This is a genomic window from Neobacillus drentensis, assembly GCF_036965245.1.
GTDB classification, from domain to species: Bacteria; Bacillota; Bacilli; order Bacillales; family Cytobacillaceae; genus Neobacillus; species Neobacillus drentensis_G.
Map to the genome: position 1 here is coordinate 442 of NZ_JBALPG010000060.1, position 26,602 is coordinate 27,043.

Consider the following 26,602-nt stretch of genomic DNA (forward strand, 5'->3'; position numbering starts at 1 on the left):
TTGAAAGGACACCGGATAACATAGCAGTAGTTAATGAAGATAAGAAATTAACCTATAGAGAACTGAATGAGAAAGCGAATCAATTGGCAAGGGTGCTGCGGTATAAAGGTGTAGTGCCGGACAGCATTGTAGGAATAATGGTAGAGCCATCGATAGAAATGCTGATCGGAATAATGGCAACGCTAAAAGCGGGTGGAGGATACCTGCCTATAGACACCAAGTATCCTAAGGAAAGGATACAATATATGCTTGAAGACAGCAGAACAAGCATATTACTTGCACAAAAGGATTTGTTGGAAATAGATTTTAGGGGAGAAATAATCGACCTGAACAATGAAGAAGAATATTCAACGGAAGGAGATAATCTACAAAGTGTAAATAGCTCAAATGCATTAGCCTATGTGATATATACCTCCGGATCTACAGGAAAGCCTAAGGGAGTTATGGTAGAACATACTAGCTTAGTAAATTTGTGCTTTTGGCATAACAATTATTATGAAGTAGATGAATCTGATAAAGCAGCAAAATACGCAGGAGTCGGGTTTGATGCTTCTGTATGGGAGATATTCCCGTATCTTATATCTGGTGCTTCCATACATATCATCAGTGACGAATTGAAACTTGATGTCAATAAGTTAAATAAATACTTTGAGGAGAACGAAATATCAATAGGCTTCATGCCGACTCAAGTTTTTGAACAATTTATAAGATTGGAAAATAATTCGTTACGGAGATTATTAACGGGAGCTGATACGCTCAGATATACAGAGAATAAGAACTATGAGATATACAATAACTATGGCCCGACAGAGTATACTGTTGTATCGACAAGCTTTAAGATAGATCGGGAATATGAAAATATACCAATTGGAAGACCAATAAGTAACACAAAGATATATATTTTTGATAAAAATAATAATCTTCAGCCAATAGGCGTTCCAGGAGAGATATGTTTATCAGGTAGCGGTATTTCAAGGGGATATTTAAATAATGAAGATTTAAGTAAGGAAAAATTCATAGAAAATCCTTTTGAATCAGGCACATATATATATAAAACAGGAGATTTAGGAAGATGGCTGACCGATGGAAACATAGAATTCCTGGGCAGGATAGATAGCCAGGTAAAAATAAGGGGCTATAGAATCGAACTTGGAGAAATCGAAAGTCAGTTACTGAAATATGAAGGAATTAAGCAGGCAGTTGTGCTGGATAAACAGGATGGACAAGGAAATAAGTACTTATGTGCCTATATTGTATCCGAAGAAGAGATAACAGTACCAGAGTTAAGGAAAAACCTGTCTCAAAGCTTACCGAACTATATGATACCGACATATTTTATGCAAATAGAAAAAATGCCTGTAACACCCAATGGCAAGATAAATAGAAGGGCACTGCCAGATCCGGACGGAGAAATCGATACAGGAGTGGAATATATCGCTCCAAGAAATGAAGTAGAAGAAAAGCTTGTGAAAATATGGAATGAAGTATTAGAAGTAGACAGGATCGGAATAAATGATGACTTCTTCACTTTAGGAGGACATTCATTAAAGGCTATAAAAATTGTGTTAATGATACAAAGAGAGCTAAATGCTGATATATCTGTAGGTGAAATATTTAGCCATCTGACTGTAAGAGAGCTGGGAGAATATATAGGGAAAACGAAAGAAGCTGTATATTCACCCATAGAAGTTGTAGAAGAAAAGGAACTGTATGAAGTATCCTCGGCTCAGAAAAGAATGTTTGCCTTACATCAGTTTTCAAAACAGGAGACCAATTATAATCTACCCTTCGTATTGCTTTTAGAAGGCGGGCTGGAAAGAAATAAAGTTGAAGAAGCCTTGAGAAAGCTTGTCCAAAGACATGAAGCCTTCAGAACTTCCTTTGAATTGGAAGCTGGAGAAATCATGCAGAGAATCCATCAAACTGTTGAATATAAGGTGGAATACGAAGAAATAAACACAGATTCAGAAGAAATAATTAAGTGTGAAGTAGAGAAATTCGTAAAACCCTTTGATTTATCAAAAGCGCCCCTTTTAAGGGTGAAGCTTATTAGGCTTGCAGCAGAGAAGCATATGTTAATTTTTGATATGCACCACATCATATCAGACGGTACTTCCATGGGTATTTTTATGGAGGAATTCACAAAGCTGTATAAAGGTGAAAGCTTAGAAGAGCTAAGCGTACAGTATAAGGATTATTCTGCCTGGGAAAATAAAATGCTGGAATCCGAGGCAATGAAAAAACATGAAAAATATTGGACAGAGATATTCAGTGATGGCATACCAGTACTAGATTTCCCAATGGATTATCAAAGGCCAGCTCTTCAAAGCTTTGAAGGGGAAAGTATCGGCTTTAGACTAGACAAGAGACTAACAGAAAAGCTGAAGAAAGTAGGTAAGGATAACGGAGCAACCTTGTACATGACTTTATTATCTACCTACAATATATTGTTAGCCAAATACAGTGGACAGGAAGATGTAGTCGTGGGTTCAGCGACAGCAGGCAGATCCCATGATGATTTGCAGGGAGTAGTGGGTATGTTTGTAAATACCTTGGCTATGAGAAACTGCTATGAAGGAAAGAAAAGTTTTGCTGAATTTCTAGGAGAAGTAAAGAAAAAGGCATTACATGCATATGAAAATCAGAATTATCCGTTTGATAGATTGGTGGAAGCACTAAATCTAAGAAAAGATGTAAGCAGGAATCCGTTGTTTGATACGATGCTTGTGCTACAGAATACGGATACGAAAGAAATTGAACTTGAAAATATAAGCATAAGAGAATATGCGTATAAAGGTAAAGTATCCAAGTTTGATATGACTTTGGAAGCAGAAGAAGTAGGGGAAGAAATAAAATTTAATTTAGAATATTGCACCAAGCTATTTAAGAGAGAAACCATAGAAAGAGTAATTCAATATTATATCAACATAATAAAGGTAGTAACAGAGAATCCGGAAATAAAACTATGTGAAATAGACATGGTTGCAGAGGAAGAGAGAAATAAGCTACTGCATGAATTCAATGACACCTTTGCAGAATATCCAAGGAGCAAATCTATTCATGAGTTGTTTGAGGAGCAAGTTGAAAGGACACCGGATAATGTAGCAATAGTATATGAAGATAAGGAACTTACTTACAGGGAGCTAAACAGCAAGGCGAATCAGGTTGCAAGAACTTTGAGAAATGAGGGAATAGAGGAGAATAAGACAGTAGGTATTTTAATTTCCAGATCTGCTGAACTACTCATAGGTATACTTGGAGTGTTGAAGGCCGGAGGAACATATCTGCCTATAGATACGCAATACCCAACAGATAGAATTGAATATATGCTACAGGATAGCGGTGCAGGCATTTTGTTGACACAGGAAAGATACAGTAAGCAGACGGAAGGATTGGGTATAAAAGTAGTAGGGATAGAAAAAACTCTGGAAACGTCCGAAGAATCCGCAGGTAATTTGAATCTCAAGTATCGTCCGGATAGACAGATGTACCTTATCTATACCTCAGGTTCTACTGGGAACCCAAAGGGAGCCACGGTAAGAGCCGATTCTTTTACTAACCTTATGAACTGGTTTACAAGGGATTTTGAAATAAATGAAAGCGACAACATCCTCTTAATAGCACCTGTAGGTTTCGATTTAGCTCAAAAGAATCTTTACGCGTCCCTCATAAAAGGGGGGAGGCTGATCGTGCTTCCAGAAAAGATTTACAGCTATAAAAATGTTCTTACACTGATGGACGAGCAAAAAATCACGATCGTGAATTGTACTCCTAGTGCATTTCAGTTAGTCGTTGATACATCATCGGACTATCATGAATTAAGGCATTTGAAGTGGGTATTTTTAGGCGGTGAACCAATAAACATCCCTAAATTGTTAAGCTGGATAGATACACCATACTATCAGGCGGAGATAGTAAACACCTATGGCCCGACAGAGTGTACGGATATAGCGACATACTACAGAATACCGAATGAACAGATAAAAAATATAGAAGTAGTACCGATAGGTAAACCAATTGATAACGTAAAGCTGTATATTGTCAATAAAGATTATCAGTTGCTTACAGTTGGACAACCAGGAGAACTGTGTATAGCTGGTGATAGTTTAGGAACAGGGTATATAAACAAACCGGAGTTGACAGCAGAGAGGTTTGTGCCTAACCCCTTTGTACCGGGAACAAGAATGTACAGAACAGGAGACCTGGCAAGATGGCTGCCTGATGGCAACGTAGAATACCTGGGGAGGATAGATCACCAGGTAAAGATACGGGGCTTCAGGATCGAACTGGGAGAGATAGAAAACCAGCTGCTTTGCTATCCAAACGTAAAGGAAGCAGTAGTAGTAGCAAGAGGAGAAGGCGGAAGCAAGTACCTATGTGCCTACATAGTAGGAGACAAAGAACTAACGATAGGCGAGCTAAGAGAATATTTATCGAAGGTATTGCCGGACTACATGATACCGCCATACTTTGTACAATTGGACAGATTTCCGTTGACACCAAACGGTAAGGTTGACAGGAAGGCGTTACCCGAACCTGATGGAAGCATGGAAACAGGGACAGAATATGAAGCACCAAGAAACGAAATAGAAGAGAAATTGGCGAAGATATGGCAGGAAGTGCTTGGGGTAGAGAAAGTAGGAATAAATGACAACTTCTTTATCTTGGGAGGACATTCATTAAAGGCCATAAAAATGGCAGCAATTGTACAAAGAGACTTACTGGCTGAAATATCTGTAGATGAAACATTTAAAAACCCAACGGTAAGAGAGCTGGCAGAATATATAGGAAATACCAAGGAAGCTGAATATTCACCGATAGAAGCTGTAGAAGAAAGGGAACTCTATGAGGTATCCTCGTCTCAAAAGAGATTGTTTGCCTTACATCAGTTCTCTAAGGAAGAAATCAGTTACAATATCCCGTATGTATTGGTTTTCGAAGGCAAACTGGATAAAGATAAGCTATCGGAAAGCTTTGCCAAGCTTGTGCAAAGACATGAAGCCTTCAGAACCTGCTTTGAAGTGGAAGATGGAGAAATAAAGCAGAAAATTCATGAAGCTGTTGAATTTAGAGTGGAATACGAAGAGAGAAACACAGACTCTGAAGAGATGGTCACCTCTGAGGCAAAAAAATTCGTAAAACCCTTTGATTTAGCAAAAGCTCCCCTGCTAAGGGTGAAGCTTATTAAGCTTGCAACAGAGAAGCATGTTGTAATGATTGATATGCATCACATCATATCTGACGGTACTTCCATGGGCATTATTTTGGAGGAATTCACGAAGCTGTATAAAGGTGAAGATTTAGAAGAGCTGAAAGTACAGTATAAGGATTATTCTGCCTGGGAACATAAAATGATAGAATCCGAGGCAATGAAAAAACAAGAAGAATATTGGACAAAGATATTCAGCGATGAAATACCTGTATTGAATTTGCCAATTGATTATCCGAGACCGAGTTTTCAGAGTTTTGAAGGGGAAAGCATAGGATTCAGTCTGGACAAGCATGTAACAGAAAAGCTAAAGAACATATGCAAGACTAAGGAAGTAACCTTGTATATGACGTTACTGTCAGCCTACAATGTATTGCTTTCAAAGTATAGCAGACAAGAAGATATCGTAGTAGGTTCACCGATATCGGGTAGACCGCATGCTGATCTGCAACATATGGTAGGAATGTTCGTAAACACTCTTGCTATGAGAAACTATCCTGGAAGAACGAAAACTTTTGCTGGATTTCTACAGGAAGTAAAGAAAAATGCCTTATGCGCATATGAAAATCAAAATTATCAATTTGATCGATTGGTGGAAAATCTAAATCTACGAAAAGATTTAAGTAGAAATCCATTATTTGACACGATGTTTGTGCTACAGAATACGGATGCTAAAGAAATTGAGCTTGATGAGTCAAGAATTAAACAGCTTCAATTTGAAAGAGGCGTTTCCAAGTTTGATATAACATTAGGAGCAGAAGAAAAAGGGGAGGAAATACGCTTTGAGTTAGAGTATTGTACCAAGCTGTTTAAGAGAGAAACCATAGAACGAATGATTGAGCATTTTAAGAATATAGTAAAGGCAGTAACAGAGAATCCGGAAATACAGCTATGCAAAATAGAGATGCTTTCAGAGGAAGAGAAGAAGGAAATAGTAGTCGATTTCAATAACACGAAAACACAATATCCCATGGATAAAACCATCTGCGAAGTCTTTGAGGAACAAGTAAAAAAGACACCGGACAATATAGCAGTAGTATATGAAGATAGGAAATTAACCTATAGGGAACTAAATGAGAAAGCAAATCAATTGGCAGGAGTGTTAAGAGGTAAAGGTGTAAAGGCAGACACAATCGTCGGAATAATGGTGGATAGATCAGTTGAGATGATGGTTGGAATCATGGGAATAATAAAGGCTGGGGGAGCCTATTTGTCAATTTCTCCGGAATATCCGAATGACAGGATAAAATATATGCTGGAGGATAGTAAAACTACCCTGTTGCTGACACAAAAACATCTGGTGCATACGATACAGTTTGATGGAATTGCATTAGATTTAGAAGACGAACAACTATATCAAGGCAATAAAACTAATTTAGAAATAGTAAACAATCCCAATGATCTTGTCTATGTAATCTATACCTCTGGTTCAACGGGCAAGCCAAAAGGAGTTATGATCCAGCATGGAAACGTTATTAACCTTGTTACAGGGCTAGGTAAAATAATTTATGATCGATATACCGGGCCATTACATGTAGCTTTGGTTGCACAATATGTTTTTGATGCTTCAGTCAAGCAGATATTTGCCAGTTTGTTGAGAGGTGACTGCCTGCATATTATCCCGGAAGAGTACAGAACTATAGGGGAAAAACTTGTAGAATACTACATTGATAACTCAATAGATGTTTCAGATGGAACGCCGTCTCATCTTAAATTGATATTGAGTGATAACAGAGAAAAAATAAAGGATATGACCGTTAAGCATTTTATAATTGGCGGAGAAGAATTAACCGTTCAAACAGTTAAAGACTTATTCACACTTTGCGGTGAGAGAAAGCCTGAGATAACCAATATATACGGGCCAACCGAATGCTGCGTTGACACGACAGCCTTCTTGATTGACCGTGAGCGTCTTGATCTGTTGAACACTATTCCTATTGGTCGTCCGTTAGTCAATTATCGTGTATACGTCTTGGACAAAGATAATAATCCTCAGCCGGTAGGGGTAGCAGGAGAACTATGTATAGCAGGGGACGGACTGGCAAGAGGTTATCTCAATAACCCGGAGATGACAGAAGAAAAATTTGTAGCAAATCCATTTGCCCCAGGGGAAAGGATGTATAAGACAGGAGACCTTGTAAAATGGCGGGCCGATGGGAACATAGAATTTATAGGCCGTATAGACCATCAGGTAAAAATCAGAGGCTACCGCATTGAAATAGGGGAGATTGAGGCTACGAACAAGAGACACCCTTCAGTTCAAGACTCAGTCGTACTAGTTCGCGAGGATAGCGCGGGTGAAAACAGAATATTTGCGTACATTGTTCCAAAGACAAACAGTGATGAGAAATATACTGAAGCGGGATTAAAGGAATACGTAAAGAAACAACTTCCCCAATACATGGTTCCGGCTAAATTTGTTCAGCTTGAGTCTATACCGTTGACTACCAATGGTAAGGTTGACCGTTTTGCACTTCCTGAACCTGATATGCTGCAAAGAGATTCGGATGAAGGCTTTATCGCACCAAGGAACAAAGAAGAAATTGAAATGGCTGAAATTTGGGCCAACATACTAGGAATTGAGAAAATAGGTATTGATGACGATTTCTTTGATTTAGGTGGAGATTCTTTTAAAGCCATTAAGCTGGTAAGAAGCATTAGCAACAACTTAGGGGTAATGGAGCTGTTTAAGAATTCAACGGTTCGTGAATTGGTAGCTTATTTATCAAAAGATGTAGCAAATAATAGAACTATGCTGCATGAGCTTACAAAACCTGTTGATGAAAAAAATAAAGTTGTATCACTCATTTGCTTTCCTTACGGGGGAGGAAGCGCGATATCTTATCAACCTTTAGCCAATTCCCTACCGAAGAATTATTCGCTTTATGCTGTTGAGCTTCCAGGCCATGACTACAGTTGCCCCGATGAAGAATTGGTTTCAATTGAGGAGAGCGCAGCTCGTTGCTTAGAGGAAATCATACAAAAGGTTAAGGGGCCTGTAGTTCTTTATGGACATTGTCTGGGTGCCACCATGTCGGTACTTCTTGCTCCTAAACTGGAAGAGGCGGGCATTCAGGTTGATGGGGTTTTTGTTGGGGCTATGTTCCCGACACCACGTATTTCCAATATGTTTTTCAACATGTGGGAGAAAATATTCCCCACTCAGTTGACGGACAAGGGCAATCGAGACATGTTGAAAATGATTGGAGGTTTAAATAGTGAATTTAGTCCTGATGAAACAGAATTTGTTCTTAGGAATTTGAAGCATGATGCAAAGGAATGTGTAAAATGGTATACAAAGCACTATAACAGCAAGAAAAATACGAAATTTAATGCTCCAATCACATGCGTCATTGGAGAGGGCGATAGGGCTACGGAATTTTATCAGGAAAGATATAAGGAATGGGGGCACTTTAGTGAAAATGTGGATTTAAAAACAATCAAGCATGCAGGACATTTTTTCTTTAAAAACCAAGTAGCGGAGCTAGTTGAGATTATTAAAGAGAAGGTAGACGTATGGAAGGAGCGTTCTTCTAAGATATTTGAAACCAAGAAAACGAATGAAAGCAAAGAAAAAATAGTAAGTTTGAAAGCACATGCGAAAAAGCAAGTAGTTCCAAGTATGAATTTATTTTTGATGGTTGCCTTAGTACAGATAATTTCTGAAATAGGCACAATCTTATCTACGTTCGCAACGGGTATATGGATCTTCAATCAAACCCAGGCACTATCGGAATTTGCCATAATGTTTCTCTTGGGAATGCTTCCTACTATTTTGGTTCTTCCGTTTTCAGGTGCCATTGTAGACAGGTTTGACAGACGTGTAATTCTAATTATCAGTGATTTGGTTTTAGCAATATGCTCCTTAAGTTTGCTTATATTGTTATATGGTAATGAGCTTCAAATTTGGCAAGTATATGTATTTACAATCATTACATCTGTTGCAAACTGCTTCAGGCAACCGGCGTATATGGCAGCAATTACGCAGATTACGCCAAAGATGTACCTGCCACAGGCAAATAGTGTTTCTCAATTTTCCGTTGCGATAGGAGGAATACTGGCACCAGTCTGCGGTGGCGTATTTATGGATTCTATAAGTTTTGAGGGGCTTGTACTCATTGATTTTGTAACATTCGCAGTTTCCGTGGTAGTTTTGCTCTTTTTGAGATTTCCGGATACCATGTTTACAAGATTAGAGGAACCTATTCGCAAGGAGTTAATGGGTGGCTGGAATTTTATCGTGAAAAGAAAAAGTTTGGTTGCAATGGTTGTATTTTTTGTTGTAGTCAACTTTTTACTGAGTATTTTTCTGGTTACAATGACACCGCTTATCCTTTCCTTCACGAATTCATCAATGTTGGGGATTATTAATGCATTTTCAGGAATTGGAGTTCTCTGCGGAGCTATAGCTATGTTAATAACTGGCGGTATGAGTAAAAGAGCAAAAGGGATGGTTGGTTTTGTAATTCCGTTAGCAATTTCAATTATGATTGCAGGAATAAGACCACTACCTATTTTTGCGGCTATTGCTTTGTTCGGATCCTCTTTGGCTATAACTATTACAAATATTCATTGGCAGTCATTGATACAGGTTAAGGTTGGACTGGAATTGCAAGGACGTGTATTTGCTGTGAACCGTATGCTGGTGGCTCTATTAGCACCGATCAGCTATATTGTCGCAGCTATATTAGCCGATGATGTATTCGCGTCTGTACTGACATCTAGTGTATTTGATTCACCAATCGTAAACATGATTTTAGGCACAGGTGCAGGCCGCGAAATGAGACTTAGTCTGTTAATAGCTGGAGCAGTATTATTTGTCTGGGGCTTAATAGGGATCAGGTATAAACCGTTGAGTGAAATGGATGATATCCTTGAAGATGCAACTCCAGGCGAAATTATTATTAAAGATAAGGATAAATTACAAGAAATAGCCGATGAAAAGATTAAAAGGTATACAATCAGTGGGTAAGTGTGAAGAGTTGCGGGCTGACCTCCCATTATTGGACACATGCGAATGAGAGAATGGGTGCTTACCTAGAGGACGAATCGATCAGAAATAGACCGTTACCATTAGGGCGGTCTATTTCTGATTTCTGGAAATTTCAAACGGAAATGCCGATTTATATTTATTTGGCATATGACGATACAAAGAATGACATGGTATTGTTGAATACACAAATTCTAACATAATAATTGGAAAGACAAGAGAGAATTAATAGAAACTATTTTTAAGGAATATAGGCTGAAAATTGCTGAGGTTTGTGTGAACAGGATTAAGTATATTTATGTTCGTAAAATTTTGGTTTGAGACTTTTGAGTTATTTCCTCAAGTTTGCACCTATGAAGATAATTCTCAACTACTTTAACGCCAGGAGTTATGTCAATATTTTTGGAAAAATCATTCTTTTGTGAACAAACAGACATTTTATATTGGGAATCTATACTATATTGCTGAAAATACCATTCATTCCCATTATCAACTAAGGAAATCCTTCCTTCGCTCTTTATGATAGAAAAGGTATCTAATGGATGGTATAACCCTTTTCCAATAGCTTTTATATAGCTTTCTTTTAGTGTCCATAAATCATAAAAGAAGAGATTCCTTTTTTCTGCAGGCAGAGAATTCAACGTAGCAACCTCCAGTTTAGAGAAAATCTTTTCTGATATGCTAATATCTATATCCTCAATTTTTTCAATATCTATTCCCACTGGACAAGGTGCGGTGACACAAACAATCCAATCACCAGAATGAGACACATTAAAGTAATAATCTGGATTTTGTTCCCAAAAAGGCTTCCCATATTTATTTGTTGTTAGAAGAAACTCATTAGGTCTCACTCTAAAGGTTTCCATGATTGAAGTGCGAATTAGTAATTGCGCGACAAGTGAACGCCAAGCATCTTTGGATTTGACAAACTTACCTATTTTGATCCTTAACTCTGTCGGGAGATATTCCAGTATTTCTTTTAAATCATAAGAATAAAGCAATTCTTCTAAATAAGCTGCACGTATCTTCACCTGTTTTCCCCTATCATAACCTATTATCTTCTTTCTCTTTAGTATATCTAAACCTAAGAATAAATATTTTTTAGTTTTCTAAAGAGGAAAGTTTGCTACTGACTCTAATAGTAATTTACTAACATTATTTACTCAAGATATAATTCTTGTTTGTACACTCATTTATGTATAATTATATCTACTCCAGTTTTATTGTCAGTTGGCAACTTAATGATAGAAAGTGGGATATAGATGTTAGGAGTTGAGAATATTGAAATAACGGACTTACAACTATTGTCTTTGGCTACATACAGCCACTTTTCAAAGTACTCAAACAATATGTTGGCCATTAATCGATTAGAACGCAGTTACCAACGGATTCGACTCTGTTGATTTCAGTTTGTTTGAATGATTGTAAACACTCTAATAAACTGGAAAGAAGAAAGAAAAATGGCAGATAATTTATGAAGATAAATAACGAATAAAATGTCTGAGTATGGTTTTTTATGCACAAATAAGGATGAAAAGGAACTAATGAATGCACTTTACAATTTTTTAGAACCACTTCAAAGAACTTTCTCGAAAACTAACAATAAAGGGATGTTAAACGCGAGACTTCCATATGTTTATAAATATTTTCTCTCGAAAACCACATCTTAAACTCATAGGAGGAACTAGTATGCTCAACTTTGAAGAATATGGTTTCCAAAGTATCAAGGAAAGAATTTTATCTTGGGATGCAAACCTCCTGAGGGACATTTATGTTTTATCTTTTTATGTTGAATGAGAGGATGATGACTTAAGAAAACCAAGGTTAGTTTTTGGTTATAACACAAAGACAAATTACAAAAAAAACATTTCTAATGCATCGGATAGTGACGAGGCAAGGTGGAACTTTGCCTTCTGGTTGCAGAATGAGGAAATTGTAATCGGTGATAATTACGAGGAGGAAGACTTCAAAAAGCTTATCCTAAGAGATCGATGGGTGAAGGCTTCTAAATGGTATTATTGCAATATTTGTTTATGTACTGAAAATCATGAACACCCTATACTTTTAATAGGTGAATTAGAATACGAAGGCTATTGTTACTATGTTAGATAATTTTTCGTAAAGTGAATCTAAGTTCACACCATCATTTTGTATAGTAATCTTCTAAAAATAATATCTTCTTCTCTTCCAATTCTAAGCGAATCCATTCAACGTTGGGGTACTATACACCGAATGAATTTGAGCGAATGTATGGAAATTCTGTAGCTTGATTTTACCTTCATAAAAAAGTTTAAATTGCCCTTTATTTAAACTTTTTTATGAAGGCCACCAAGCGAAAGCGCGGTAGAAAATCTGTGTCTATTTTTTTGACGTAGTATCACTGCCATTGGAGGCAAATTAAGAGTTCGAGGAAATGGTGTCTGAAAGGGAACGAAGTTTCTATCCTTATCCCTTTAATCCTATCTCCTGCAGTTACTATGTAAAGGAAAAATTATCTCCTGACATTTATAACAAACCCCTGTCATAATCAAAACAAAGTTCTGATATGCCTGTGGAAAACGTGTGGACAAAGGCAGGAAGAAAAGGAAGAATAAGAAGGGTGGGAACAGGAATCCCATCCTCTTTGCCCGATTGAAAATGAGAAGAAAAAGCCTGAAAAAACCTTGTCCTATCAATGTTTAAATGAAAGAGAGAGGGGTTCTACGAACCCCAAAAGCAAGAAAAAGAGTGAGAAAAAGCAGGAGAAAAACGCAGGAAGAGAAGCAGGAAATACCACGACATTATTTTCATAAAAAATAAAGTTGTGTGAGAAAAAAGAGAAAAGAAATCGGGAAAATGCGGGAAGTGTGCAGAACTCTATTTTAAATGGTAGAAATTAGGTGGCGTAGGAATGCGGATTGGAGAGGGATGGAGTAGCAGGAGATTATTTTTACTGAACAAATTAAAGAATAAGCAGCTGGATTCGAGAATCTATAAAAGATTCTCGGACTTCCATCTGCCTTAATTTCAATACGATCTATTAAACGATGAAGTATTTCAGGAGTTAATTCCTTGAATACCATAAATGCTTCAAGTAGTTACCATTTGTCACTTGAATTTTTCTTTCCTGTAGTGATTTGCCAAATACGTGAAACCTACTTGTGTAAAAACTACCCAATCATAATTTTACCCTTTGGATAACGGAAAGCATCTGGATTTCTGCGGATGGTTACGGCAAAGGCGATAGTCAATGGACCAACCCTTCCTGCAAACATCGTTAAAATAATCAGTACCCTGCCAATAGGTGATAATTCAGGAGTTAATCCCATAGATAGTCCGACGGTACCAAATGCGGATGTCGCCTCAAATAATATCATGAGAAAATCTTTACCTGGTTCGGTAATGGTTAATAGCATTGTAATGATTAAAACTAGAAATAATCCACTAACCGATACTGTCAGAGCCTTATAAATCGTTTCATATACAATCCGCTTTCGATAAAAAATAACATCCTCTTTACCGCGTATCTGGGACCATACTGCTCCAAGTAAGGTTGTAAAGGTTGTTGTTTTAATACCGCCTCCCGTGGAACCAGGTGATGCTCCAACAAACATTAGAAAGATAATCAATAATAGACTTGTTTGGGTCAAGTCCGGAATATTTAGTGTATTCGAACCTGCTGTTCTAGGGGTTACGGATTGAAATAGAGATGCAAGAATTTTCCCAGTAAAAGATAACGGTTTTAATGTTTTTTCATTAGAAAACTCCAATAAAAAGATTAAAATCGTTCCAGCTGCTACCAAAGTCGCGCTAGTAATTAAGACAATTTTTGTGTGTAAAGATAATCGTTTCACTTTTCTATACTCAAATAGTTCATTCATGACAATAAATCCAATCCCGCCAAGGGTTATTAGTATACAAACCGTTAACGTAACTGTTGGATCGTCTACATAACCAGTTAAGCTGTGAAATTCCCCCATTAAATCGAAGCCCGCATTATTAAAATTAGAAATGGAATGAAAAATTCCATAATAAATCGCTTTACTGAGGGGCATATCGAAAGAGAAACGAGTTGCTAATAAAATAGCTCCCAGCAATTCAATCAAAGCAGTGAAAATCAAAATACGCTTTGCTAACCTTACAATCCCTTCTATTGATAAATTATTTAAAGATTCTTGAAGTAAAATCCTTTCTTTTAAGGAAATCTTCTTTCCTAAAAGGAAGGCAAATAAGGTAGCAAACGTCATAAATCCAAGACCGCCCACTTGAATCAAAGATAAAATTACCAGTTGTCCAAACAACGTGAAGGCAGTTCCAGTATCCACTACCACAAGTCCTGTTACACAAGTAGCTGAAGTCGATGTAAAGAGGGCATTGAGAAAGGAAAGACCCTTTCCATCCACTGTTGAAATCGGCATAGTCAGCAATAAGGCCCCTATGAGGATGATGGTACCGAATCCTAATACAAGAATTTTAGGTGGGTCCAAGTAATATTTTTTCCCCAACGTTTTTCCTCCAGACATAATTCGATTTTTTCTAATTACATGAAATACCTAATGTAAATATAAACGGTAGAAATGATAATGGACACGATCATTAGTGGAAATCCTACAGCTAAAAACTTAATGAAAGAAATTTGATGCCCTTCCTTAGCGGCTATCCCGGCTACAACTAGATTCGCACTCGCACCAACTAATGTACCGTTCCCACCAAGACAAGCACCAAGTGAAAGACTCCACCAAAGAGGCTCTAAATGGGAAATTCCTAATTGACCCATTTCATTGATTAAGGGAATCATCGTCGCAACAAAAGGAATATTATCAACAAATGCCGAAATTATCGCACTCATCCATAAAACGAGAAAAGTCGTAGGTTTTAATTCTCCTCCGGTCCATGACATTGCTTTCTTGGCTAATGCTTCAATTAATCCTGTTTCCACAAGGCCGCCTACAATAACAAATAACCCAATAAAAAAGAACAAGGTTGTCCATTCTATCTTTTCTAAAGCAACATGCAAAACTTTCTCACCAGTTAGCAAAAGTAAGATAAATGCTCCAATCAAAGCAATGGTGGCCGTTTCGAAATGTATGAATTGATGGGCAAAAAAACCGCCAATTGTCATGAGGATGACAAACAGACATTTGGCTAATAAATCTTTATCCTTTATTTCCTGTTTCGAATCTTTACTTAATAGATGATTTTTTAATTCATGCGATGTCTTTAACTGTTTCTTGTAAATCAGCGTGAGTAGGAAGACGGTAACAATCAAAATAATCAAAATTACAGGGGTTAAATTATTAATAAATGCCATGAAGGTTAATTCTTTTACTGCACTGCCAATCATGATATTAGGAGGATCCCCAATCATTGTGGCTGTCCCGCCAATATTAGAAGCTAATACCTCTGAAAGCAAATAGGGTATCGGAGGAACCTTCAATTGATTTGTAATGCTTAATGTTACCGGCACGACAAGGAGAACGGTTGTTACATTATCAAGGAAAGCTGAAGCGAATGCTGTAAACAGGCTTAATGCGACAAGAATTTTTATTGGCTCCCCTTTCACTTTTTGTGCTGACCAGATGGCGATAAATTCAAAGACTCCTGTCTGCGCTGTGATACTAACAATGATCATCATCCCAATCAATAATCCAATAGTATTAAAATCGATGTGGTGAACGGCTTCATTCTGGTCAAGAACGCCAAAAGCAACCATTAATAAACCACCGATCATTGCAATAATCGTTCGATGGATTTTTTCAGAAATGATAATTGCATAAGTGATCAAAAAAATAGTTAAGGCAATAATAGCTTGGGATCCCATCATGGACACTCCTTCAAGTTAATTATTGATAAATAGTTTGTGCAAAAATAGGAAAAAAACACCGGCAACCCATACTAGGCTTTATAAAAATAATAAATGGCTATCAAAGGCCAATGGAATTACCTTGGAGCCAATGGTGCAATGGTTACTGGCTGGGTTCAAGTGAACAAAAAATGGTACTTCTTATTTAGTGATGGTCATATGGCGTCCAATACAACAATTGGAAAGTATTAGTAAAGAAGGGGTGTGGATCAGTAAGAAGTTAAGGTTTTTCGCATCAAAATAAAAAGCCATTATTTGGAGGAGAAAAACCCGAATAACGCACATTAGTAAAAGTGCCCTTATTCGGGTTTTTCTATGACCTAACATGGAAAAGACGTTTATAATAAATAGAATCATTGTGGACGAATTATTTATGCGTTTATTAATAACTGAGCCATTTCCAATGCGTCATCCGTTAACTTCAATTTATAATAAAAATTAAACAATTCCTTTTTAGAACGTTGAATCAAAAAAGTATACCCACATTTAACAAACATAGGTAATGCTTTATTGGATAAATATTCATAATATTCTTTTTCTTTGGATTTTAATAAGTAAAGAAGAAGTTTAAATAAATGAATATATAATAATTGATCATTATTAATTGCAATAGTTAATCCTTTTTCAACATGTTGTATTAATTCCTCATTCGACATAAGAACACCTTCAAATGAACTCCTTATATAACCTTCTAACGATAGTAAGTAGGAAGGAGACTCAGTTTCTTTAAGAGACATGGATTCTTTATAATAGAAACTGGCTTGTTCATATTTTTTTCTTCGCAAGTATTCATAAGCTAAGTTATGTAATACTTTTGCTTTTCGATTAGGGTCATTACATATTTCACAACTTTTAATTAATTTTTTAAACCTGTTTATTATTTCTTCGTAGTCATCATCATCTTTAACTTGAATAATCATAAGCATTTCTGCATCAATTACTCTAGGGTAATTATTCATATATTCAAAAAATTGATGGGATTTTTCAGCGTAATAATAAGCTAATACAGGTGATTGTAATGTATGATAAGCAATTGCTAAGTAATAGTAATATTCTGGATTATTATAAATCTCATTTTGGATTTCTTTTAATGTTTGAATAGCTGAGATGTAATCTTGCTTTGATATATAATAGATACCCAAAACATGTTTTAATAGATTGGTATCATAAGGTGTTAATTTATTTTCCGTTTTTTGGAGTTTTTTTATAATCTTAAATGCTTCATGGGAATTATTATGTAATAATAAATACCTAGACCGCAATAGTTGATACATATTATAATATTCTGAAATTTTAATTAATTCGTCTTGCTTGAGTTCATTGTTAATTTGATCCATTTCGTCAAATAACTGCATAATTATTGCTTCATGCCAATTGAATAACTGTTGTTTAATATTTATTAGTCTTTTAACTTCTAACTCCATATTTATTTCAAGACGTTTGGATAATAAAGTAATGATATCTGTTGCGTATGTTGTTTGAGCACATTCGATTTTACTAATATGTGTTACGGAACATATATCTTTCCCTAACTGTTCTTGAGTTAGTTTGTACTTTTCTCGATAAAACTTTATGATTTTACCTTCATACATAATAATATCCCCTTCATCAGTTAGCCATTTAAGGCAGTTGGATTTTAATTAATTCTTCAATTTTTTCAATAGACTTAATACTGTCTATCGGTAAACCAAAATATTCATTTTATCCGTAAAGAGATATCATTTAACTAATCTGAAATAATTTCATAAAGGATACTCTATTAATCTTCATTTCTCAAAATATTCTACATACCTGATTAGTCTTGATAGAATTATATTCAAGAACAATTTCTTTATCAAGTATACAATTTATTATTTTTAGGTAAGGAAAAAGTAAGTAGTGGTGTCTTTTTGTTGCTTCATTAGGTTAAAATTTTGTTTTAAGGTTTATGGCTTTGTTGAACTATATGAGTGAAAATTTTAAAGTATCTCCACAGAATAAAGGTTTCTGGTTATAAAGTTGTTTTTTTAGTACTATATTTAAATATATTTTGATAGATTTAAAGAGAAATGATTCGGATCATGCTTGGATAATTCATCTTGGTTTGAATTATATTGCAAAACATAAATAAGAGAACACTAAGTAGAGGTATGTATATATGAATAAGGAGTTAATAAAAAATGCGGATGCCTGCTATAAACTGGCTGAGGAGAAGGCTGATCATTATTTTAAATCACTTTATGCACTGGTCTCTCAAAAGACCTATGTCTCAACCCTGACAAAAGATATACAATCGTGGAAACACAACCATATTCATCGTCATCCATTATTATCCCTTTTTTTTCGTAGAAAGGGAAAACCTGATCACCAGGGGTATCACAATTATATTCAATGGCTGGATTATACGGGCAAACTAGATAATTACCTGGATAGAAGCATCTCTTATATTTTTATGCGGGATTTGGGTAAAGCCCTGGACTCACCTGACACACAGACCAGGGTTCGGCGTGCAGTTGACAGTTTAAAAAATCATCTGACTCATTCTAACGCAACAAATCGAAGAGCCAAAAATGAGACGTTTAGCATGGCCGGGTTGTACCGGATAGCTCAGAAGGAAGGCGTTGAATCCACCATGATTTGGGTGGTAAACAAACTAAAGTCTGTAGCCGCCAATATTCCAAAGGGGATGGATGCTGAGCAAGCACAGCGAAAACTTATCAAAATCATTGCTGGTGTAATTATGCACACGGTTGAAGAACTGGATGATAAGTTATCGCCTGCAGAACGTACCCAGAACCTCGATAAAGCTATCAGGTTAGGCTATGCTTACGGACTAACCTATCCCTTCATTGATGATCTTCTGGATGCAAAAGTCTTATCCGATAAAGAAAAGAAACAATATTCCGATTTGATACGAACCACCCTTATTACAGGATCTGTGCCAAAACTGGGGGAGTGGAGTGGAAAAACAAAAGATCTAATCCGATATATTCATTCGGAGCTCCGAGATGCCTTTGAGTATATTAAAACACATCAGAGACTAGAGACAAGGAAAAACTTTTTCGAGCAGGCCTATGTGTTTTTTAATTCCCAGGAAGTTGACCGTGTAAAGGATCTATCCAATGCTAATTACACCAATGAAGAGCTTTATATCCCAATCATTTTAAAATCCTCTTCTTCCCGATTGATTGTCCGTTCTGTAATTAGTGCTCCTAAGGATGAGGACTTTGACAGCCAAACATTTTTTTATGGTATATACAACCAGCTTGCTGATGATTTTGCGGATATGTTTGATGATATGGAGGAAGGTGCAGTAACACCCTATACCTATTATCTGAAATATCATGATAGGCGTCCCGATCTTATAAACCCTTTTGAATTATATTGGGCGGTCATCTCCAATTTGATTCATAACGTGTATCACTCAGATAGCAAGACCTGTGAGGTGATTTTGGATCGTGCTATAAACGGTCTAAAACGATATAAAGAACGAGTGGGAACCAAAAAATACAACGAAGTTATGGAGCTATTTGCTTGTGGAAATCCGAAATTCAATCGTATTATCCAAAATATGGTCCGGAAAGCGGATGATGTGGATTTTTTTGATAAACTGCTTCGAGACCATATGATTACTAATCTGAAAAATGAAAAGAAGGAGCAGGAAGACTTTTTAGATACGATTGAAACCGTACGCAAGCAGATCAACAACATTTTGAAAATCCCTAAATTAGAGAATGTTTCTCTGATGGAAGACCCGATAATTGATGCAGCAAATTACAGTCTGGAAGGTAATGGGAAGCGATTGAGGCCGATTATGACTTGGGTTATGGGCGTTAACGAATATGGATTAAACAGTTCGGCAGTCGTGCCTCTTCTAAGATCATTGGAATATATGCATACTGCATCCTTAATCTTTGATGATCTGCCATCTCAGGATAATGCGTCCACCCGCAGGGGGCGTCCAACCCTGCATAATGTCTATAACATTGCTATAGCAGAATTAACCGGTCTCTTTCTAAGCCAGAAGGCTATTGAGCAGCAAGCGTCTCTTGACCAGTTCGATTCGAAAACTGTGCTTAAATTGATTCAATATTCGGCTCAACTGACAGAGGTCATGTGTAAGGGGCAGGCGATGGATTTGGATTCTAAAGGGAAGCAATTGACACTGGAACAATTGAATAGGATGAGCTTTTATAAAACTGGAATAGCATTTGAAGCTTCCCTCATAATGCCTGCAATTCTCGCCCATGCAAAAGAGTTCGAAATGAAAGCTTTGAAAAAATTCGCCCATCATGCCGGAATTGCGTTTCAGATTAAGGATGACCTGCTTGATGTTGAAGGAGATCAGATTCTACTTGGTAAACCCATTGGCAAAGATGCCGAAAATAACAATTCAACTTTTGTGTCAATCCTGGGAAAGGAAGATGCAAGAAAAGAAATGTGGGAACATTACTGTCTTGCCATGGAAACGTTGCAAGACGTACCACGCAATACCACTTTTCTGAAGCATTTATTGAATTATATAGTAAACCGCGACCATTAAAATTGTTGTAGGAGGTAATCGTTTCTAAAAGAAAGCTTGCCTCCTAATACAATTCCGAAATTCTCTATTCTATATCCTTCGTTAAGTTCTCCATTATGGAAGAAGCTTTCTTCAATTACATTAAGCTTCCAGCACATAATTGGCATCGAATTATGTTAATATGTAAGGGAGGAAAAATGGTATACGAGTAAAGAATTTTTTTCAACCATTTTAGGGGAGGATTATGGATGAGTAAGGATAGCATTGCTGTCCCACAAAATGGTGGGGGAGCTGCTTTATCAAATTCTACTTTGTTTGCTGATATAAGGGCACTATTTAAAGGGCCTGTTTTAATCGCCAACATTTTGCCTGTGTTTACAGGATTTTGGTTAGCTCTTTATTTTACGGGTGCTTCTATTAATGATTATTGGGATTTGTTTTGGCTAACAATTATTGGCAGTACGCTGGTTATGGCGGGGGCTCTTGTGATCAATAACTGGTACGATGTTGATATTGACACCGTTATGGACAGAACGAAGCATCGTCCAACGGTGACTGGGCATTTTTCACTAAAGATGGTTTTAACGATAGGAATTACTTTGTCTATACTAGGCTTCATCCTATTACTTTTCACAACAATTGAAGCAGCCATTTATGCGTTGGTTGGATGGGTTACCTATTGTTTTTTATATACTATGTGGTCAAAACGAAGATATACCCTTAATACCGTTATCGGGAGTGTTTCTGGGGCCGTAACCCCTTTAATAGGCTGGACGGCAATAGAATCCGGTTTTCATATCATCCCGATTATTCTAGCGCTCATATTGTTTATTTTTCAAATGCCCCACACTTTTGCGATTGCCATCAAGAAATACGATGAATACAAAGCAGCAAGGGTTGCCATGCTTCCGGTCGTGTATGGATTAGAGATGACGAAGCGGCAAATGGTGGTTTATGTTGCCTGTTTGCTTCCATTACCATTTTATCTAGCACCGCTAGGAACTACATTTATTGTTCTTGCAACGCTGCTTAATATTGGTTGGTTGGCTGTAAGTATATACGGATTTTTCACTAAGAATGATCATAAATGGGCCAATGTGATTTTCCTTTATTCTGTAAATTATATAACAATCTTGTTTCTTATGATGATTATTGTTACTTTGCCGGCATTTAGGTAAAAACATTAATCTTCAAAAAAATAACACAATGCTGTCTCCAAAGTATGCAAGCAGATTGCCGTACAAGGGAACAGCTTTTTTTTGATAATTTTACCTTATATTACAAATTTGTCATTTTTGCCCTTGCTCTTTACTTTGAACAAAAGGAACGCCTCGAAAACTTTGCCGAAGGAAATGCTAAAAGGACAAAACAACTGATTGGTGAACTGAATGAAGAATAGTCCTAGACAATTGTAAGAGCCCGATTTATGCTAATCGGGCTCTTAGGGCTGTTAATCGACATTTGGCAGGTGTTCTTCTAATTTCGCCATAATTTTATTGTATGTTTCATTAGCAAAATCCTGGAAGGGGGTATTTGTTAGTGTGGAATAATTCTCCACAGCCATTCTCGCAAATTTTATTGCATCATTCCCACTTCCCAGCTCAAGGTGACATAGTGCTTTGTACGTATCCGTTACATATAATAGTGACAAATCAAACGGATGATGTGCCCACGAAGGTATGTTAACTTTTTCGAGAAAAAAAAGCGCTTCGTTAAAGCGTCCGAGACCATAAATGGCCTTTCCTTTTTCAAGTAGAAACCAAATTTTGTAGACCTCAGTAATTTTCTGGTCTGTTAAATACTGGTCAATTATTTCTAGAGCCTTTACATACTCGTGCTTCTCATTTATAAGTGATATGATATTGAAAAGTTCATGAAATAGGGTGGATTGTACGTCATCTGCAAATTCTCCATATTGCTTTAACTTGGTAGAATAATGGGTTTTCTTTTCCTCATCATGTGTCATCAGTGCATGGGCCACAGCAAGTCTATATAAATCATCAATACGATAAAAAATACGATGCTCTTTAGAAAAATGAATGGCACTTTCCATAACCATTGTGGCTGAGTCAGAATCGCCAACAGCAAAATGTAAGATGGCCTCATTATAGTCAAGGTCGACTCGAGTCATTGGGTCGATATAAACATGGTTTGACTCGATTTCAGCACGTTCCCGTAACAAGATGGTTAATGAGTCTGTATAATCATGCTCGACAAATTTTTCCATTGCTCTAAAGATGCCGATGCTTGCTCGTTTTGCTGTAAGATTCATCTCATCATACATTTTTGCCGCACGGTCGGAAAAATTCTGCCATCCATCCATTTTTTTATGATAAAGACTGCGGCTATAAATTTCTAATAATCGAGCTGACTCATATCCTTGAGTAAGCTTTTCGATATAGGGGTCGATGAGGGCAATAAGCTGTTTATATTTATCAGTTTCAAAATCTAAATTATAAAGCTTCTCGGCCTTTTCAAGAACCTCTCTCAATTCTTTTGTACTTACCTCTTCTAAGAGATCGCCTATCTCCACTTCTAGACGTTCGGCGATGTATGCTAAGCTTTCCATGGAAGGCTTGGCCTTATTATTTTCAATCAGGCTTAACATCCCTTTTGTCAGCTCTTCACCCGCGAGAACCTCTAACGTCATCTTTTTCTTTTTCCTTATTTCGCGAATTCGTTCACCAAGCATATTAGAAAGCCACCTTTAGGTTTATTAACTATGTTTAATTATATTAAACTTTTGCTTGTGATGGAAGAGGTTGGTGTGATATGATTTGTTTAATAAAATTAAACTTTTAAGGTGGTGTTTTTATGGAAGATAGTAAAAAGCTAAAAAAAGCAACATATCATCTGTGGACGTTCACAATTAGTAAGCTTATTTCCTCTTTTGGAGCTCAGACATATTCATTCGCTCTCAGTTTTTATATTTTACAACTGACAGGATCGGCCACAAGTTTTGCCGCAAATCTGATCTGTAATATTTTGCCGCGGACCCTTGCAGCTCCAGTTGCAGGATACATTGCGGATAAATATTCACGTAAGATGATTACGATTACCGCACAAATCGCAACAACCATGGCTATTGCTGGGCTGTTAGTAGTGACCTTAACATCAGGATTATCTCTCATCGCGATCTATACCACTTCTTGCATTTTATCCCTTACTTCCATGTTTTCCGGAGTTACGTTTACCTCATCTATTACTGGACTTGTCGATAAAGAAAGAATTCAAAAAGCGATGTCATTGAATCAAATGTCGATTTCATTTGCCTCAATAGCCAGTCCTGCAGTAGGAGGGCTTTTATATGGTGCTGTTTCCATGCCTGTTTTTTTAATCATGTATATCGCTGCATCAAGTTTGGCCGTTTTCCTGGAATCGACAATGAATTTTAACCTGTTTGCCCACCGTAAAGAGGAAGTAGAGGGAGAGCCAAAAGAAACGATGTGGCAAAGTATGAAGGCTGGGATTACTTATTTAAAACTACAGCCGTTACTTATGATAATTATCTGGATTTCTCTGTTAATTAATTTTCTCTTTGGCGCATTTGAAGTTGGTTATTCATTTATATTAATCGAAAAAATGGAAATGGCTTCACAGCGTTTTGGATTTACCCAAGGGGCATTTGCCATCGGAATGCTGCTGCTATCGATTTATTTCTCTATAAGAAAGGAGGTCAAATATCCACTTCTCGTATCAAAAAGGGCAATCATTGGCATGGGAATCGTCATGGGGGCAGTAGCGGGACCATTACTGATGAGGTTATCCGATAACGCTATTTTTGTTTATTATCTGATGACTATGTTCAGTCTTGGTGCATTGATGATTATCGTTAACACACCTATTATGGTGATGATGCAAAAGCAAATTGATGATGATTATAAAGGACGTGTTTTTTCCATACTTGAAACGATGGCGATGGCATTGATGCCATTAGGAATGGTGCTATATGGGTTTCTTTATGATGTTTTTCCAGCACAATGGATTCTTCTCATATCGGCCTCTCTATTTGTTGGTGTGACCCTTATCCTAGCGAGACCATCTGTTGTAAGGAAGGCACATCCGGAGCTTGACAGAGTAAAACCATTTCAAGGGGAAGTAACTTCATAAAAGAATATTTCGTGGTTGTCTTGTCTGTGAAGTATTTGTTGACGAGGTAATAAAAAAGGTGCATGCTTTTACTCATCAAATTAATTGAAGAGAGCATACACCTTTTTTTAGATTAACGAATGCCTTTCATGAAGCCCTGAATTTTTGGTGCTAACATGAATAGGATAATACCTAGTACGATGGAGACACCACCGATGACACCAAAGTAAGTCATTTCGGTTTCAGGAGTGTAAAATTTAACAACTTGTGCATTGAGTGCTTGTGCAGCAGCGTTTGATAAGAACCATAAGCTCATCGTCTGCGCTTGGAATGCTGCAGGCGCTAATTTTGTGGTCGCTGATAAGCCAACAGGTGATAAACATAATTCACCAAATACACATATTAAATAACTTAGAACAAGCCATAAAGGATTTACCAATGAATCTGCGCCGCCAAGATATACTGGTATTAGAATTACAAGGAATGATACCCCAGCGAAAAGCAGGGAGAACGAAAATTTTTGTGGGATCGAAGGCTGACGTTTCCCTAATTTTACCCACATCCAGGCAAATAAAGGCGCAAATATTATAATAAATAATGGGTTTAATGATTGGAACCATGCAGGTGAAATGTGAATTCCTGCAAAGTCAAGCTGTGTACGCTTATCCGCATAGTTTGCTAGGATGGTTGAGCCTTGCTCTTGAATAGACCAAAACATAACAGAAGCAATAAATAGCGGAATATAAGCAAGGATACGTGAACGTTCTACATCAGTTGTTTTAGGGCTGCGGTACATGATAACGAAATACGCAGTTGGAATCAAAACACCAAGAACTGTAACTAGATTAATAAAGCCTTTAAACGTTAGGTATCCTTTTGGAATTAGGATTGCGCAAAGGATGGCAATAACGACTACCCCTAAGCCGATATAAGTGAAAGTTTTTTTTCTTTCAGCTGGTGTAAGGGGATTTGCTACAATAGTACCAGCAAGACCTAGATTTTTTTTCTTTGTAAATACAAAAAGTAAAATTCCAAAAAACATACCGACAGCGGCAATACCAAAGCCTAAGTGGAAATTGTAGTTCATACCAACTGTTCCGACAACAAGCGGTGCTAAGAATGCCCCCATGTTAATTCCCATTACGAAAATGGTAAAACCTGCATCACGACGATTATCTTGTTCACTGTACATATCACCGACAACAGTAGAAACGTTTGGCTTCAGCAATCCTGTACCAAGAACAATCAATACCATGGAGATGAAGAACATGGAGATACTGCCCGGAATTGCTAGAACAATATGTCCAAGCATAATCAATATTCCACCATAAAACACTGATCTAGAAGTACCGAAGATTCTATCGGCAAGCCAGCCGCCAATTACTCCGGACATATAAACAAGTGATCCATAAATGGACATGATGGAAAGCGCAAGGGATTCATCGATACCCAAGCCGCCTTTGGAAACACTGTAATACATATAGAACACAAGGATTGCTCTCATTCCATAATACGAGAACCTCTCCCAAAACTCTGTAAAGAAAAGAGTGAAAAGTCCTTTAGGATGTCCAAAAAATCCTTTCTGAGGTACACTCTCCACAATTTTCTGTCTATTTATGCTTGACATTATACAACCTCCTTTTTGTTATTCTATAATACTTTTTGTATGTTTGAATTGTCAAAAACTTTTTTTGGAAATTATGTGACTAACGTTTGAAAATCCAGAGATTTCAATATTATAATGAGTGTTGAAATAAAAAAGAAAGTTTTTTTGAAATAGTGATTAAATTCTGATTTTAGAGATTATTTCTTTTAAGAGAATTGTAGTTAACCCATTATGAGGGTGAAAGTCCTTTATAAGAGAGCAATGAAAAAGCCTCGGTGAAACTTAACACCGAGGGCAATATCATAAAAAATAGAGTGATAGGATTATTCTTTTTACTTTTGTTTATTGAGAAGGAACCTGTCTGC

General features: G+C 36.9%; 14 protein-coding genes. 7 read left to right on the top strand and 7 right to left on the bottom strand.

The window, feature by feature from the left end:
• Nucleotides 1-10,181, top strand: a 10,181-nt coding sequence (locus tag V7150_RS14365; RefSeq protein WP_335519388.1) for an amino acid adenylation domain-containing protein, incomplete at its 5' end; no start/stop codon positions are given.
• A gap of 2 nt (nucleotides 10,182-10,183) precedes the next feature.
• Complete coding sequence (locus V7150_RS14370) at nucleotides 10,184-10,402, top strand: hypothetical protein (RefSeq protein WP_335519391.1); 219 nt, start codon at nucleotides 10,184-10,186, stop codon at nucleotides 10,400-10,402.
• Between the two features lie 93 nt (nucleotides 10,403-10,495).
• Here V7150_RS14370 and V7150_RS14375 read toward each other — a convergent pair whose 3' ends face one another.
• The 4 genes from V7150_RS14375 to V7150_RS14385 form a co-directional block, all read right to left on the bottom strand.
• Nucleotides 10,496-11,230, bottom strand: coding sequence for a 4'-phosphopantetheinyl transferase family protein (locus V7150_RS14375; RefSeq protein ID WP_335519394.1), 735 nt, complete (start codon nucleotides 11,228-11,230; stop codon nucleotides 10,496-10,498).
• A gap of 1,830 nt (nucleotides 11,231-13,060) precedes the next feature.
• Nucleotides 13,061-13,261 (bottom strand): DUF4368 domain-containing protein, encoded by a 201-nt coding sequence (locus V7150_RS26620; RefSeq protein WP_420490293.1) that lies wholly within the window; start codon nucleotides 13,259-13,261, stop codon nucleotides 13,061-13,063.
• 87 nt (nucleotides 13,262-13,348) lie between these two features.
• The gene (locus tag V7150_RS14380; protein ID WP_420490294.1) at nucleotides 13,349-14,701 is read right to left on the bottom strand and encodes a TrkH family potassium uptake protein; all 1,353 of its coding nucleotides are present in this window, start codon (nucleotides 14,699-14,701) and stop codon (nucleotides 13,349-13,351) included.
• A 17-nt stretch (nucleotides 14,702-14,718) separates the two neighbouring features.
• Complete coding sequence (locus V7150_RS14385; protein WP_335519399.1) at nucleotides 14,719-15,999, bottom strand: ArsB/NhaD family transporter; 1,281 nt, start codon at nucleotides 15,997-15,999, stop codon at nucleotides 14,719-14,721.
• Nucleotides 16,000-16,095: 96 nt separating this feature from the next.
• Between V7150_RS14385 and V7150_RS14390 the strand changes: the two genes are divergently transcribed.
• The gene (locus V7150_RS14390; protein WP_335519402.1) at nucleotides 16,096-16,233 is read left to right on the top strand and encodes a hypothetical protein; all 138 of its coding nucleotides are present in this window, start codon (nucleotides 16,096-16,098) and stop codon (nucleotides 16,231-16,233) included.
• Nucleotides 16,234-16,412: 179 nt separating this feature from the next.
• Here V7150_RS14390 and V7150_RS14395 read toward each other — a convergent pair whose 3' ends face one another.
• On the bottom strand, nucleotides 16,413-17,633 hold the full coding sequence (locus tag V7150_RS14395; protein WP_335519405.1) for a helix-turn-helix domain-containing protein: 1,221 nt from the start codon (nucleotides 17,631-17,633) through the stop codon (nucleotides 16,413-16,415).
• Between the two features lie 545 nt (nucleotides 17,634-18,178).
• Here V7150_RS14395 and V7150_RS14400 point away from each other — a divergent pair.
• From V7150_RS14400 to V7150_RS14410, 3 genes are all read left to right on the top strand, one after another.
• A complete protein-coding gene (locus V7150_RS14400; protein ID WP_335519408.1) occupies nucleotides 18,179-20,563 on the top strand; it encodes a polyprenyl synthetase family protein in 2,385 nt (794 codons plus the stop codon).
• A gap of 227 nt (nucleotides 20,564-20,790) precedes the next feature.
• A complete protein-coding gene (gene cyoE / locus V7150_RS14405; protein WP_335519410.1) occupies nucleotides 20,791-21,720 on the top strand; it encodes a heme o synthase in 930 nt (309 codons plus the stop codon).
• Between the two features lie 44 nt (nucleotides 21,721-21,764).
• Entirely contained in the window at nucleotides 21,765-21,941 is a 177-nt protein-coding gene (locus tag V7150_RS14410) for a hypothetical protein (RefSeq protein ID WP_335519413.1), read from the top strand.
• Nucleotides 21,942-21,992: 51 nt separating this feature from the next.
• Here the strand turns inward: V7150_RS14410 and V7150_RS14415 are convergent, their stop codons facing one another.
• Nucleotides 21,993-23,234, bottom strand: coding sequence for a helix-turn-helix domain-containing protein (locus tag V7150_RS14415; protein ID WP_335519416.1), 1,242 nt, complete (start codon nucleotides 23,232-23,234; stop codon nucleotides 21,993-21,995).
• A gap of 122 nt (nucleotides 23,235-23,356) precedes the next feature.
• Between V7150_RS14415 and V7150_RS14420 the strand changes: the two genes are divergently transcribed.
• Nucleotides 23,357-24,652, top strand: coding sequence for an MFS transporter (locus tag V7150_RS14420; RefSeq protein ID WP_335519419.1), 1,296 nt, complete (start codon nucleotides 23,357-23,359; stop codon nucleotides 24,650-24,652).
• 112 nt (nucleotides 24,653-24,764) lie between these two features.
• Here V7150_RS14420 and V7150_RS14425 read toward each other — a convergent pair whose 3' ends face one another.
• Nucleotides 24,765-26,258 (bottom strand): peptide MFS transporter, encoded by a 1,494-nt coding sequence (locus V7150_RS14425; protein ID WP_335519421.1) that lies wholly within the window; start codon nucleotides 26,256-26,258, stop codon nucleotides 24,765-24,767.
• Nucleotides 26,259-26,602: the final 344 nt, after the last annotated feature.

Coding starts and splice junctions, on each gene's coding strand:
- V7150_RS26620 (WP_420490293.1), bottom strand. CDS start 13,261: ATGGTATTCAAGGAATTAACTCCTGAAATACTTCATCGTTTAATAGAT.
- V7150_RS14380 (WP_420490294.1), bottom strand. CDS start 14,701: ATGTCTGGAGGAAAAACGTTGGGGAAAAAATATTACTTGGACCCACCT.
- V7150_RS14385 (WP_335519399.1), bottom strand. CDS start 15,999: ATGGGATCCCAAGCTATTATTGCCTTAACTATTTTTTTGATCACTTAT.
- V7150_RS14390 (WP_335519402.1), top strand. CDS start 16,096: ATGGCTATCAAAGGCCAATGGAATTACCTTGGAGCCAATGGTGCAATG.
- V7150_RS14395 (WP_335519405.1), bottom strand. CDS start 17,633: ATGTATGAAGGTAAAATCATAAAGTTTTATCGAGAAAAGTACAAACTA.
- V7150_RS14400 (WP_335519408.1), top strand. CDS start 18,179: ATGAATAAGGAGTTAATAAAAAATGCGGATGCCTGCTATAAACTGGCT.
- cyoE (WP_335519410.1), top strand. CDS start 20,791: ATGAGTAAGGATAGCATTGCTGTCCCACAAAATGGTGGGGGAGCTGCT.
- V7150_RS14410 (WP_335519413.1), top strand. CDS start 21,765: ATGCAAGCAGATTGCCGTACAAGGGAACAGCTTTTTTTTGATAATTTT.
- V7150_RS14415 (WP_335519416.1), bottom strand. CDS start 23,234: ATGCTTGGTGAACGAATTCGCGAAATAAGGAAAAAGAAAAAGATGACG.
- V7150_RS14420 (WP_335519419.1), top strand. CDS start 23,357: ATGGAAGATAGTAAAAAGCTAAAAAAAGCAACATATCATCTGTGGACG.
- V7150_RS14425 (WP_335519421.1), bottom strand. CDS start 26,258: ATGTCAAGCATAAATAGACAGAAAATTGTGGAGAGTGTACCTCAGAAA.